Origin of the sequence: Natronospira sp. (assembly GCF_007134575.1) — a bacterium.
GTDB lineage: Bacteria > Pseudomonadota > Gammaproteobacteria > Natronospirales > Natronospiraceae > Natronospira > Natronospira elongata.
The window spans coordinates 1-12,834 of sequence record NZ_SLKM01000099.1 but is presented as its reverse complement, the minus strand read 5'-3'; the positions used below and the strand labels follow the sequence as shown (position 1 = coordinate 12,834).

Annotated in this window: 14 protein-coding genes and 1 pseudogene; 11 read left to right on the top strand and 4 right to left on the bottom strand. The window is 61.6% G+C overall.

Features of this window, described 5'->3' with window-relative positions:
• Window positions 1-93 precede the first annotated feature (93 nt).
• A protein-coding gene (gene prfB, locus ACJWXQ_RS03910) for a peptide chain release factor 2 (RefSeq protein ID WP_346052241.1) occupies window positions 94-1,201 on the top strand; the annotation gives its coding sequence in 2 pieces (ribosomal slippage) (window positions 94-177 and window positions 179-1,201; 1,107 coding nt in all).
• Window positions 1,202-1,269: 68 nt separating this feature from the next.
• The gene (lysS, locus tag ACJWXQ_RS03905) at window positions 1,270-2,775 is read left to right on the top strand and encodes a lysine--tRNA ligase (RefSeq protein ID WP_346052239.1); all 1,506 of its coding nucleotides are present in this window, start codon (window positions 1,270-1,272) and stop codon (window positions 2,773-2,775) included.
• A 77-nt stretch (window positions 2,776-2,852) separates the two neighbouring features.
• On the opposite strand, the gene ACJWXQ_RS03900 is transcribed toward lysS, so the two are convergent.
• The 3 genes from ACJWXQ_RS03900 to ACJWXQ_RS03890 form a co-directional block, all read right to left on the bottom strand.
• A complete protein-coding gene (locus ACJWXQ_RS03900; RefSeq protein ID WP_346052237.1) occupies window positions 2,853-3,686 on the bottom strand; it encodes a universal stress protein in 834 nt (277 codons plus the stop codon).
• Between the two features lie 271 nt (window positions 3,687-3,957).
• On the bottom strand, window positions 3,958-4,395 hold the full coding sequence (locus ACJWXQ_RS03895; protein ID WP_406672192.1) for a hypothetical protein: 438 nt from the start codon (window positions 4,393-4,395) through the stop codon (window positions 3,958-3,960).
• A 195-nt stretch (window positions 4,396-4,590) separates the two neighbouring features.
• Complete coding sequence (locus tag ACJWXQ_RS03890; protein ID WP_346052233.1) at window positions 4,591-5,523, bottom strand: hypothetical protein; 933 nt, start codon at window positions 5,521-5,523, stop codon at window positions 4,591-4,593.
• Between the two features lie 131 nt (window positions 5,524-5,654).
• On the opposite strand from ACJWXQ_RS03890, the gene ACJWXQ_RS03885 reads away from it, so the two are divergent.
• The 7 genes and pseudogenes from ACJWXQ_RS03885 to ACJWXQ_RS03855 form a co-directional block, all read left to right on the top strand.
• The gene (locus tag ACJWXQ_RS03885; protein WP_406672203.1) at window positions 5,655-5,897 is read left to right on the top strand and encodes a DUF1674 domain-containing protein; all 243 of its coding nucleotides are present in this window, start codon (window positions 5,655-5,657) and stop codon (window positions 5,895-5,897) included.
• Between the two features lie 128 nt (window positions 5,898-6,025).
• On the top strand, window positions 6,026-6,424 hold the full coding sequence (gene sdhC, locus ACJWXQ_RS03880) for a succinate dehydrogenase, cytochrome b556 subunit (protein WP_346052229.1): 399 nt from the start codon (window positions 6,026-6,028) through the stop codon (window positions 6,422-6,424).
• Window positions 6,421-6,801, top strand: a complete 381-nt coding sequence (gene sdhD, locus ACJWXQ_RS03875) for a succinate dehydrogenase, hydrophobic membrane anchor protein (protein ID WP_346052227.1) — start codon at window positions 6,421-6,423, stop codon at window positions 6,799-6,801. Before sdhC ends, sdhD begins: the two co-directional genes overlap by 4 nt.
• 4 nt (window positions 6,802-6,805) lie before the next feature.
• Window positions 6,806-8,596: a succinate dehydrogenase flavoprotein subunit gene (sdhA, locus tag ACJWXQ_RS03870; RefSeq protein WP_346052225.1), complete on the top strand. Its 1,791-nt coding sequence runs from the start codon at window positions 6,806-6,808 to the stop codon at window positions 8,594-8,596.
• A 48-nt stretch (window positions 8,597-8,644) separates the two neighbouring features.
• Window positions 8,645-9,427, top strand: a complete 783-nt coding sequence (locus ACJWXQ_RS03865; RefSeq protein WP_346052223.1) for a succinate dehydrogenase iron-sulfur subunit — start codon at window positions 8,645-8,647, stop codon at window positions 9,425-9,427.
• Window positions 9,427-9,690, top strand: coding sequence for a succinate dehydrogenase assembly factor 2 (locus ACJWXQ_RS03860; RefSeq protein ID WP_406672202.1), 264 nt, complete (start codon window positions 9,427-9,429; stop codon window positions 9,688-9,690). The genes ACJWXQ_RS03865 and ACJWXQ_RS03860 overlap by 1 nt, the downstream gene beginning before the upstream one ends.
• A pseudogene (locus ACJWXQ_RS03855) lies at window positions 9,653-10,018 on the top strand (hypothetical protein); the annotation flags it as partial. The gene ACJWXQ_RS03860 and the pseudogene ACJWXQ_RS03855, both read left to right, overlap by 38 nt.
• A 27-nt stretch (window positions 10,019-10,045) precedes the next feature.
• On the opposite strand, the gene nadB reads toward ACJWXQ_RS03855, so the two are convergent.
• A complete protein-coding gene (gene nadB / locus ACJWXQ_RS03850) occupies window positions 10,046-11,722 on the bottom strand; it encodes an L-aspartate oxidase (RefSeq protein ID WP_406672191.1) in 1,677 nt (558 codons plus the stop codon).
• Window positions 11,723-11,964: 242 nt separating this feature from the next.
• Between nadB and rpoE the strand changes: the two genes are divergently transcribed.
• Both rpoE and ACJWXQ_RS03840 read left to right on the top strand, forming a co-directional pair.
• Window positions 11,965-12,552 carry an RNA polymerase sigma factor RpoE gene (rpoE, locus tag ACJWXQ_RS03845; protein ID WP_346052217.1) on the top strand — a complete coding sequence of 196 codons (588 nt, stop codon included), beginning with the start codon at window positions 11,965-11,967 and terminating at the stop codon, window positions 12,550-12,552.
• Between the two features lie 17 nt (window positions 12,553-12,569).
• Window positions 12,570-12,834, top strand: a 265-nt coding sequence (locus ACJWXQ_RS03840) for a sigma-E factor negative regulatory protein (protein ID WP_406672190.1), incomplete at its 3' end; no start/stop codon positions are given.

Genomic DNA, 12,834 nt, shown 5'->3' with positions numbered 1-12,834 from the left:
GTCATCCGAATGGTGTAGCATACGCGGGTTTCAAGGCCCCGGCCCCGGGGTGAACTTCCGGAAACAGTGAACCAACAGCGGGAGAGGCAGCTCGTGTCTGACGCCGTCGAAACCAATGCCATTCAACGCCAGATCAGCGACCTGCAGGAGCGCATTGAAGCGCTGAGGGGGTATCTTTGACTACCCTGGTCGCAAGGAAAGACTGACCGAAGTCACCCGCGAACTGGAAGTCCCCGAAGTCTGGAATGACCCGGAACGGGCCCAGGCCCTTGGCCAGGAGCGGGCCCGTCTGGCGGAAATCGTGGACAGCCTGGAAGAATGCAGCTCCCGCATCGAGGATGCCGGTGAGCTGTTCGATATGGCGCAGCAGGAAGATGACCAGGACACCCTGCGAGAGTTGCCCGGTGAACTGGACGACCTGACCACCATTGTCGAGAAAATGGAATTCCGCCGGATGTTCTCCGGCGAAATGGACGAGGCCAACGCCTTCGTGGACATCCAGGCCGGTTCTGGTGGCACCGAAGCCCAGGACTGGGCCGAGATGCTGCTGCGCATGTATCTGCGCTGGGGCGAACAGAAGGGCTTCAAGACCACGTTGATGGAATGCTCCGCCGGGGAAGTGGCCGGCATCAAGAGTGCTACCGTCAAGTTCGAGGGCGACTATGCCTTCGGCTGGCTACGCACCGAGACGGGTGTCCACCGCCTGGTGCGCAAATCTCCCTTCGATTCCGGCAATCGCCGTCACACTTCCTTCGCTGCGGTTTTCGTCTCTCCGGAGATCGACGACAACGTGGAAGTGGATATCGATCCCTCCGACTTGCGCATTGATGTCTATCGGGCCAGCGGTGCCGGTGGTCAGCACGTCAACACCACCGAATCCGCCGTGCGTATCGTGCATGAACCCACCGGCATTGTGGTGCAGTGTCAGACCGAACGTTCCCAGCACAAGAACAAGGCCACTGCCATGAAGCAGCTGCGGGCCAAGCTCTACGAGCATGAGATGCAGCAGCGGCGGGAAAAACAGGCGGCGGTGGAAGAGGGCAAGTCCGACATCGGCTGGGGCAGTCAGATCCGTTCCTATGTCCTCGACCAGTCGCGGATCAAGGACCTGCGTACCGGTGTCGAGATCGGTAACACTCAGGGCGTGCTGGACGGCAATCTGGAACCCTTCCTTGAGGCCAGTCTGAAAAAGGGTCTCTGAACCACCTTGCCAGGATGCGGGGCGACCCGCCTTAATACTTCAATGCTTTCCCAGGAGCAATCAGGGTCATGAGTCAGGAACAGGAACACAAGCTCATCCAGCACCGCCGCGACAAGCTTGCCGCATGGCGCGAGAGTGGCGAAGCCTTCCCCAATGATTTCCATCGCGACTCGCTGGCCGATGAGCTGCACGGTACTTACGGCGAACGCAGTGGGGAATCCCTGGAGTCGGGAGAGATTCGCGTTCACGTCGCCGGGCGGATGATGGAAAAGCGGGTGATGGGCAAGGCCAGTTTTGCCAAGCTCCAGGACAGCACCGGCCGAATCCAGCTATTCGTGCAGCGCGACGCCCTGCCGGAAGGTGTCTACAAGACCTTCAAGACCTGGGATGTGGGTGACATCGTCGGCGCCACCGGCACCCTGTTCAAGACCAAGACCGGCGAGCTGTCGGTCAAGGTGGAAGAAATCCGCCTGCTGACCAAGTCACTGCGCCCGCTGCCGGAGAAGTTCCATGGCCTGCAGGACCAGGAAACCCGTTACCGCCAGCGCTATCTGGACCTGATCATGAACCGGGAGGTCATGGAGACCTTCAAGACCCGTACCCGGATCATCCAGCTCGTGCGCGATTTCATGAACGCCTCGGGCTTCATGGAAGTGGAAACGCCGATGATGCAGTCCATCCCCGGTGGTGCGGCGGCACGGCCCTTTATGACTCATCATAACGCCCTGAATATGCCCCTTTACATGCGAGTGGCGCCAGAGCTCTTCCTCAAGCGCCTGGTGGTGGGCGGCATGGATCGGGTCTATGAGATCAACCGCAACTTCCGGAACGAGGGGGTCTCCACCCGCCATAATCCGGAATTCACCATGCTGGAGTTCTATCAGGCCTATGCCGATTACAATGACCTGATGGCTCTGACCGAGCGCATGTTCCGCAGTATCGCCGAGGCCGTGGTGGGCGGTGATGTGGTCGAGTACCAGGGTGAATCCTATGACTTCTCCCGGGACTTCGAACGCTTGACGGTTGAGGCAGCCATCCTGCGTTATAACGAAGGCCTGGATGAGGCTCGCCTGCGTGATCGTGACTATCTGGCCGGGGTGTGTGAGAAGCTGGGGATCAAGCTGGAAGACAATTGGGGCCCCGGCAAGCTGCAATTGGAGATCTTCGAGAAGACCGCCGAACACCGCCTGATCCAGCCGACCTTCGTGATCGACTATCCCACCGAGGTCTCGCCCCTGTCTCGGCGCAAGGATGACGATCCCTTCCTGACCGAGCGTTTCGAGCTGATCATTGGTGGCCGTGAGCTGGCCAATGGCTTCTCCGAGCTCAATGACGCCGAAGACCAGGCCGAGCGTTTTCGCGAGCAGGTCCGCTCAAAGGAAGCCGGCGACGAAGAAGCCATGTTCTATGATGCCGACTTTGTCCGGGCCCTGGAATTCGGTTTGCCGCCCACGGCCGGGGAAGGCATCGGCATCGACCGCCTGGTGATGCTGTTTACCGATTCGCCCTCGATTCGTGACGTGCTGCTGTTCCCCCTGATGCGCCCGGAGGCGGCCTCAGGCGACACAGACTGAGCTGTCGCAGCCGGTATCGTCGACAAGATGAAAAAAGACCGGGGCCAAAGGCCCCGGCCTTTTCTGGTTTAGACTGATTACGAGCGGTCTTGCTCGGTGCCTGGTACCAGCAGTACCGGTCGGTTGGCATTGCGGCAGATGTATTCGGCGGTAGAGCCCAGGCGGACGCCACGCACGCCCTCGCGGCCACGGCGGCCGGTAATGATCAGGGAGGCTCGCTCGGCGGCGGCAATCTGGGGAATGACCTGCTCGGCGCGACCCAGGTCAACGCTGCGGATCAGGCGGACATCGGCATCCGCGGCCTTCTGGGTGATCCGTTCCAGGCGCCGCCAGGCTCGGGCAATGTCATTGCTGGAGCTCACCGTGATCACGCGCAGGTGCTTGTCCTTGCCCAGCATCTGCAGGGCATGATCCTCGGCGGCCTCGGCCGCACTGGAGCCGTCGGTGGCCAGCAGGGTGGGGCCATCACGGCGCGGCACCTTGTCTTCGCCCTCGTCGGCATCCCGGACATCCTCCAGAAGTACCGGCAGTGTCGCCTTGCGCACCAGGCCGGAGGCAGTGCTGCCGATGAGCAGGCGCTTGGCCGGATGGTGGGCGCGGGAGCCGGTGACGATCAGATGCATGCCCTCGTCACTGGCCAGGGTCAGGATCTGCTCAACCGGGTCGCCGGAGACGATGCGGGTCTCCACTGTAAAGCGGTCGCGGAGCACATCGGCATGCTCTTCCAGCTTTTCCTTGCGTTCCGCCGTGCTCAGCTTCGCGCTGCCTTCACCGCCACTGCCGGTGGCAGTGGGTTTGACATTGACCAGCACCACCCGCTTGACGCCCATTCGTTCCATGTAATCAAGGCGCTTGAGCATGGGCAGGCTGGAGCGGGAGAAATCCACGGCGATCAGGGCGCTTTCGTACATTGATGTCTCCTTGCGATGTTTATAAGGCGCCGGCATAAACGCTGAAACCGTTGGGCCTGGCGATTTGCCGATCAATTATAGCGTTGGCCGCTGCCGCCAATCCTGACGGTCGGCGCCAAGCCCGGGTACTGCGCCGGGGCAGAAGTAACGGCCCGATACCCGATACTGTACAACATTATGCAGTGATTACATTACCAGCCGATGGCAAGTCTGTTTTGACTTGCATCAGGTTCAGGCTTGATGGGCATCGGGAAGCGCCGGCGGCGCTTCCCTAATAGGCCAGCGCCGGAAAGCGCCGTCGATCCAGTGGCAGCTTCATGGTGTGGCGGGAGGTGAGGGCAAACCAGCCTTCGGCGTGGGCCAGAAGCTGCTGGGGATTCTCGGTTTCCTCGCCATCCCGGACGAGTTGCTGGAGCGCACAAAGGTAGGCGGGGAGCTGGGGGGCATGACCGTGGTCATAGGGCATCCACGCATCCGGGATTTCGCCGGTAGTGACGCTGACCCGGCCAGGTTGCCGGGCTTCGAAGCGAACGGTCACCGAAATGACCGAACCGTAGTCGTCCCTGAGCATTTCGCCAATCAGGCCGGGCACACTATCGGTGGGCAGGTGGTGGAAGCAGCGCCCGGCGCGGGATATGCCGTTAAACAGGGCACCATCGGCTCGGGGCAGGGTCGGCCATTGCACCTGGTAAGGGTTGGGTGCCCGCATGATGTTCTCTCCCTCCGGCAGACATGAAAAACGCTTCCATTGCCTATTTCAACGGCCGGCTGGAGAGGAACTTTAGGGATCCGTCGATCAATCCTGTTCCACTTGCCCGGCCCCGCTCATCAACGGCTCGGAGGGGTGCAGAACGCTCCGGCGGGCGCCGGAATGGGTCCGAGGCGGTGCCCTGGAAGGCGCTGACTAGTCGAAGAGCTTCAGCGCGGGGGCTTCCCCGTCAGCTTCCCCACCACCATCCAGATGCAATTCGCCATCATGGTTCTCCCTGACCACAATCTGCACCAGCCAGTGGCTTGCGTCACTAGCCGCCACCGAGTCCAGCACCTGACCCACCAGGCGGTCGGCACTGTCACGGACAGCTGCGCCGGCGGGAGCAGCCTGCTGGCAGCGGGCCAGCTTCAGGCCCTGCTTGACCTTGCCCAGGTAGTGGGTTCGGGCGATCACTTCCTGGCCGATATAGCAGCCCTTGCGAAAGCTGAGGCCGCCGAAGTGGTCCAGGCCGAGAAACTGGGGCAGGAAGCGGCCGCTGGTCTCGGGGCCGAGCCTTGGCAGGCCGGCCAGCAATTCCCGGCGTCGCCATTCAGTCTCGCGGATCGGCAAGTCGCCGGCTGCCTCGAACTCATCCCAGAGCGACCGTGCCTCGCTGAGCGGACCGGACCAGAAACCGGCCGCCGACAGGCCGCTGAGAGGCCGGAAGGGCGTTTCTCCACTGTCATTGTCATCCCACCGCCCCAGAACGACGGTGTCCTGCTGCGCCGACAGGTTCACTTGGGCGCGCAAAACATAGAGACGCAGTTTTGGCAGCACCGTGTCCATGAGACTGCTGGGCAAGAGCAGTTCAAAGCCGCTTTCATCCCGGCTCATCAACACGGTGGTCACCGCCCGCCCCTTGGGATCGTGCCAGGCGGTCAGCACCGCCTCATCCTGGCCCAGTTCGCCCACGGCCGCGCTGAACTGACCGTCCAGGAAGCTTTCCGCGTCACCACCTTCCGCTCGCACCACGCTCAGGCCCGGCAGCCAGGCGAGGGCCGTGGAATCCGGCTGATCGGCCTTCTCCCGGGACCGCACAAACTCGGCCCAGGTCTCGATATCGTTGATCGCTGCTGATTCTGTCATGGGCTTCTACCACTGTCTCCGCTCGGGGTGACTTTGCCAAGGGCGCGTCAGCGTATAGAATACTGCGAGCTTTCGAAAGTGGTCGAACCCGGCGGGCGTCTGTGCCCGCCGAGCTGTTTCCACCGCCTTCGATGGATGGTCGTACCGTTTCATGTCACTCCGGGAGCGAGCCCATGTCCATGTCCGAGAAAGAAAGAGAATTCAGACGGGCACGGGCGACCGGTGGATTGGCCGGCGAGGATGCCGGTGTGGCAGGTGACGGGCAATCGGCTGAAAGCGAGCATCAAGGCCCGCGCGAGATCGGCGGCCCCAAGGGGCCGGAGCCGACCCGCTACGGCGACTGGGAAGTGAAGGGGCGCTGCTCGGATTTCTGAAACCGGAGAAACGCTTGCCTCCTGAATCGCCGGCATGGCTGTGGAGGCGGAATTGGTCTGACTCTGGTGGCAAGGAATCCATCGCTGCTCCACCTGAATTGTTCATTCATTGAATCGAGGTGACCCGCATGGCGGCAGAAAACCGGCCGGTTTCACCCCATCTCCAGATCTATCGCTTTATGTGGACGATGGCATTGTCCATCCTGCACCGCATCACGGGCGTGTTTCTGACGATCGGGACCATCTTTCTCGTGTACTGGCTGGTATCGGTCGCAGCCGGTCCCACTGCCTACGCCACCGCCCAGGAGCTGATCGCTTCCTGGCCCGGCCGCCTGTTGCTGTTCGGCTGGACCCTGGCGTTCTGGTACCACTTCTGCAATGGCCTGCGTCATCTGTTCTGGGATGCCGGTCAGGGTCTGGACCTGGGCGCCGCTCGGCTGTCCGGCTATCTGGCCGTGGCCGCCGCGGTCCTGCTGACCCTGCTGACCTGGTATGCCGCCTACGCCACCCACGGAGGTGTCCTGTGAGCCTGCGAACTCCCCTGAAGCGAGCCAAGGGCCTTGGCGCGGCCGGCGACGGTGTTCATCACTGGCTGATCCAGCGTCTGACCGCGGTAGCCCTGATCCCCCTGTTCATCTGGTTTATCGTCTCCCTGGTCAGCATGACCGGTGCCGATTACGCCACCGTCAGTCAGTGGATGGCCAATCCCTTGGTGACCATCCTGCTGGTGCTGTTCATTGGCACGCTTTTCTATCACTCGGAGCTGGGACTGCAGGTCGTCATCGAAGACTATGTGTCCAGCAAGGGATCACGCCTGACATTCCTTGTTCTGTCCCGTTTCGTCCATTTCTTCCTTGCCGCCGCCGGCATCATCGCCGTGCTGCGGGTAGCATTCGGAGCCTGAGTCAATGTCGAAGGCCTACGAGATAATTGATCATCAGTATGACGTTGTGGTGGTGGGTGCCGGCGGTGCCGGCCTGCGTGCCACCCTGGGCTTGGCCGAGAAGAATCTCAGCACAGCCTGCATCACCAAGGTGTTCCCCACGCGCAGTCACACTGTCGCCGCCCAGGGCGGAATCAGTGCTTCCCTAGGCAACATGGGCGAGGACGATTGGCGCTGGCATATGTATGACACCGTCAAGGGGTCCGACTGGCTGGGTGACCAGGACGCCATTGAGTACATGTGCAAGGAAGCACCCAAGGCGGTGATCGAGCTGGAACACTATGGTGTGCCGTTCTCACGCACCGACGAAGGCAAGATCTACCAGCGTCCCTTCGGTGGCATGACCACGCATTTTGGGGAAGGCACGGCCCAGCGTACCTGTGCCGCCGCCGACCGCACCGGTCACGCCATGCTGCATACCCTGTATCAGCAGGCCCTGCGTAACCACGCTGAATTCTTCATTGAATACTTCGCCCTGGACCTGATCATGGACGAAGAGGGGGTCTGCCGCGGGGTCATGGCCTGGAATCTGCAGGATGGCACCATTCACCGCTTCCAGGCCCATACCGTGATCCTGGCCACGGGCGGTTATGGTCGTGCCTACTTTTCCTGCACCTCCGCGCATACCTGTACCGGTGACGGCAATGGCATGGTTCTGCGTGCCGGCCTGCCGCTGCAGGACATGGAATTCGTGCAGTTCCATCCCACCGGCGTTTACGGTGCCGGCTGTCTCATCACCGAGGGCGTGCGTGGCGAGGGTGGCTATCTGACCAACTCCGAGGGTGAGCGCTTCATGGAGCGTTACGCCCCCAACGCCAAGGATCTGGCATCCCGCGATGTGGTGTCCCGCTCCATGACAATCGAGATCCGTGAAGGTCGTGGTGTGGGCAAGGACAAGGATCATATCCATCTTCACCTGGAGCATCTGGGCGCCGATGTGATCAACGAACGCCTCCCGGGCATTGCGGAAACCGCCCGCATTTTCGCCGGGGTGGACGTCACCAAGGAACCCATTCCCGTGCTGCCCACCGTGCACTACAACATGGGCGGCATTCCGGCCAATTACCATGGCGAAGTGCTGACCCTGAAAGACGGTAATCCGGATCATGTGGTGCCCGGCCTGATGGCGGCGGGCGAGGCCGCCTGCGTCTCCGTGCATGGGGCCAACCGACTGGGCTCCAACTCCCTGCTGGACCTGGTGGTCTTCGGTCGTGCCGTGGCCGAGCGCTGCGGTGAGCTGATTGAGCCGGGGCAACGTCACAAACCGCTGCCGGCAGACGCCGGTGATGCCTGTCTGGAACGCCTGGACCGCCTGCGCAATGCCAAGGGCGATCTCAAAACGGCCGACATCCGGCTGGACATGCAAAAGACCATGCAGTCACACGCCGCGGTCTTCCGGACCGGGGATGTGATGCAGGAAGGCATTGAGCAGCTCAAGAAGACGGTTGCTTCTTTCGATCGGGTTTCCGTTTCCGATCGATCCCTGGTCTGGAATTCGGACCTGGTGGAAACCCTGGAGCTGGATAATCTCCTTGGTCAGGCCATGGCCACCATCGAATCGGCCAAGAATCGTGAAGAGAGTCGGGGTGCCCATGCCCGTGAAGACTACTCTGATCGTGACGATGACAACTGGATGAAACATACCCTGGCCTGGTACGACGGCAAGGGTGGGGTGAAGATTGAGTATCGTCCGGTTCGCATGGATACCCTGACCGATGAAGTGGATGTGATTCCACCCAAGGCACGAACCTACTGATTGACGTGCTCGGGCCAGTCCCGGCACCCGCACTGGAGAGGCACAGACATGGCTGATTTCCGGCTGCCAAAAAACTCCCGCATCAAGAAGGGCGAGACACACAAGACGGAAGGCGACAGCGACAAGGTCAAGCGCTTTCATGTCTATCGTTATGACCCCGATTCCGGGGAAAACCCGCGCATGGACACCTATGAGGTGAACATGGAGGAATGCGGGCCCATGGTTCTTGATGCCATTATCAAGATCAAGAATGAAATGGATCCGGGTCTGACGTTCCGGCGTTCCTGCCGTGAAGGCATTTGCGGTTCATGCGCCATGAATATCGACGGGGTGAACACCCTTGCCTGCACCAAGGGCTGTGATGAGATCAAGGGGGATGTGAAGATCTATCCTCTGCCCCATATGGATGTGGTCAAGGATCTGGTCACCGACATGACCCACTTCTATGCCCAGCTGGCATCCGTGGAACCCTGGCTCAAGACCGATACGCCGGCGCCCCCCAATCAGGAACGCCTGCAGTCCAAGGAAGATCGAGCCAAGCTCGACGGTCTTTATGAATGTATTCTCTGTGCCTGCTGCCAGACCTCCTGCCCCAGTTATTGGTGGAATGGTGACCGCTATCTCGGCCCGGCGGTGCTGCTGCAGGCCTATCGCTGGATTGTGGACAGCCGTGACGAAGCCACCGGTGAGCGGCTGGATGATCTGGAAGATCCCTTCAAGATCTATCGCTGTCACACCATCATGAACTGCACCATGGCCTGCCCCAAGGGTCTGAATCCGGCCAAGGCTATTGTGGAAACCAAGAAACTGCTGGCCGAGCGCAAGCATTGATGGACGACGGCGCCTCGGCCTTGCCACCTCTGTCCCGCCTGCGCTGGTTGTGCAGGCGGGGCATGAAGGAACTGGATGTCATGCTGGAGGCCTATCTGGCCCGGGCATGGGAGACTGCTTCACAGGATGAGAAGCAGGCTTTTGTTCGCTTGCTGGACCGTCAGGACCCGGAACTGTGGGATTGGCTGACCGGGCGGACGGAACCGGAAGAGAGGGATCTCGCCAATGTGGTATCACGGATTCGGCAGCCGTACGCAGATTGATGCCGGGGCATCGCCCCGGTTCTTCCTCTTGTTTCTGTTTCTCCACGGGCTGACGGGCTTGGCCGTCTTTCTCGCCCAACTGCCTCCCTGGCTGCTGTTCTTTCTACTGGCCTTCAATGCCCTGGCCTTGCGCTGGCATCTGCTTTGCTGGGCCTTTCCCTTCATTGCCCACGAGGCCACCGCCCTGGTGCTCGAGCCCGGCGGGCGCCTGTATCTTGTGGATGAACAGGGGGAACGTCGGCACATTCCCCTGCGGCGGGTGGAGTGGTCGTCCCAGGCCCTTTTGATCTTGAAGATCGGCCCGACCGGGGGCGGCTGGCTGGTATTGGCCGCCGACGGCGTCGAGGCCGACTCCCTACGCCGACTCAGAACCCGATTGCGCTGGGACCGAGTGGATCGTGAAGCTCGGCCATTGGGGCAGTTGTTCCCGGCCCGGCCAGTTGGGCGGGATCAGCACCGTATCCCGCGCTCGCTCCGGCGGTAGGGTATCGGGCCAATCCAGGTTGTAGTGCAGGCCGCGGCTTTCCCGCCGGCGCTGGGCGCAGCGGATGACCAGATTGGCCACTTCAGAGAGATTGCGCAGCTCCACCAGGTCCGGGGTGATGCGAAAGCCGGCATAGTAAGCCTGTATTTCCGAGCGCAGCAGTTCCGCCCTGGCCGCCGCCCGCCGCAGGCGCTTTTCACTGCGCACGATGCCCACGTAATCCCACATGAAGCGACGCAGCTCCAGCCAGTTGTGCTTGACCACGATTTCCTCATCGGAATCGGTGACCCGGCTTTCGTCCCAGGCTCGCAATGATTCCCTTGCCGGGGGCAGTTCAATCTCGCTCATATCCTCGGCGGCGGCCCGTCCCATCACCAGGCACTCCAGCAGGGAGTTGCTGGCCATGCGGTTGGCACCATGCAGCCCGGTGTGGGCGGTTTCGCCGGCGGCATAGAGCCCGGGCAGGTCGGTGCGACCGGCGAGGTCGGTGATGACACCGCCGCAGGTGTAGTGGGCTGCCGGCACCACCGGAATGGCTTCGCGGGTCATGTCGATGCCCAGTTCCATCAGCCGCTCATGGATGGTGGGGAACTGGCGGCGAACCTGATCGGGGGGTTGGTGACTGATATCGAGCAGAACATGCTCAAGACCAAGGCGTTTCATTTCATGGTCAATGGCCCGTGCCACCACATCCCGAGGCGCCAGTTCGGCCTGGGGATGAAATCGGGGCATGAAGCGGTCACCGTCCGGCAGCAACAACTGTCCTCCTTCACCTCGCACGGCCTCGCTGATCAGAAAGGAGCGGGCATCGGGGTGGAACAGACAGGTGGGGTGGAATTGCATGAACTCCAGATTCGCCACGCGGCAGCCAACCCGCCAAGCCATGGCGATGCCATCGCCGGTATTGCCGTCCGGGTTGCTGGTATAGAGATAGACCTTGTTGGCACCGCCGGTGGCCAGCAGCACTCTGGGGCTGCGCAGGGTTTCCACCTGGCCACTCTGCTGATTGAGCACATAGACACCCAGCACCCGGTTGTCACCGGGCAGACCCTGACGTCGACTGGTGATCAGGTCCACGGCGATGTGGTTGGTGAGCCAGTGTCGCTCGGCCTGGGCACGGACAGCCTTGTCCAGGCTGTCCTGAATGGCGCGGCCGGTAGCATCGGCCACATGCAGAACCCGACGGTGGCGGTGACCACCCTCCTGGGTCAGATGCAATTCATTACGGGCATCGCGAGTGAAGGCGACACCCAGCTCACCCAGCCATTGGGCCATCTTCGGAGCGGCTTCCGCCACTCGCCGTATGGCCATTTCATTGCCCAACCCTGCGCCGGCCTCCAGGGTGTCGCGAACATGGGCATCGATACTGTCACCGGCGTCAACAGCCGCTGACATGCCACCCTGGGCCCAGGCCGTGCTGCCGGCGTCGGGCTGCCCCTTGCTGACCAGGGCCACCCGCCAGTGGCTGGGCAGGCCAACAGCGGCCGCCAGACCGGCCGCCCCGGTGCCAAGGATGATGGCGTCATAATCCTGTATGCGTTCAGCCATGCTCACAATTCCAGCAAGGCCCGCGGCGGCGTCGGCAGCGGGCTCTGTTACAATAGCCGCCAAGTTTACCGGGCTGCCGCCGGACCCTCCAGTTGATCGGGGACGGCGGCGCTTCCATGCGGGTGGTGTAATCTTTGCCACTGTGATCAAAAACCCGACATTTTCGGCGAACTCCCTGGGCGTCCGCGGGTCACACCCGACAGGGCGAGGGAGAAGCCGCCTCTGCAGAGGATCGGCCCCGGATGGGCAACAGGAAAACGGATCAGTTGCTGGTTGAACGAGTTCAGCAGGGCGACAAGGCCGCCTACGATGTGCTGGTGCGCAAATATCAGCACAAGATCGTCAAGCTGATCTCCCGCTATGTTCGCGACCAGGCGGATGCCCTGGACGTGGCGCAGGAGGCGTTCATCAAGGCCTATCGCGCGCTTCCCAATTTCCGCGGTGATAGTGCCTTTTATACCTGGCTGTATCGAATCGCCATCAATACGGCCAAGAATTATCTGGTGGCGGAGCGCCGTCGTCCCGTGGACCAGGATGTGGACCTGCAGGACCCGGAACAATTCGATATCCAGGCCCGTCTAAAGCATGTGGACACGCCGGAGGGCATGGCGCTGACGGAAGAGATTCGCAGTACCGTGGAGGAGGCCATCGCCAACCTGCCGGATGATTTGCGTACTGCCATCGTTTTACGGGAACTGGAAGGGTTGACTTACGAAGAGATCGCCGAAGCCATGGACTGTCCTGTCGGAACAGTGCGATCTCGGATTTTCAGGGCACGTGAAGCCATTTCGGATCGGCTTCAGCCATTGCTTGAGGGCGCCTCGGACTGAGGTAATAGGAGACGGAGATGAGCGAGAAGCTTCGCGAACAGCTATCGGCCATGATGGACGGCGAGCTGGACGAGGGGGAAGCCAAGCTGCTGGTCAGGCGTTTTGCCAATGATCCCGAGCTATCGGAGGCTTGGGAGCGTTATCATCGCTGTTCCCGACTGCTTGAGGCCAGCGATGATAGCGCCGAGCGTTTCGCCTTGCTGGATCAGGATTTCAGCAAGGGCGTGATGGACGCCATCGAACGGGAAGCCGCCCCGGCTGTAGGGACCGTCTGGTGGCAAG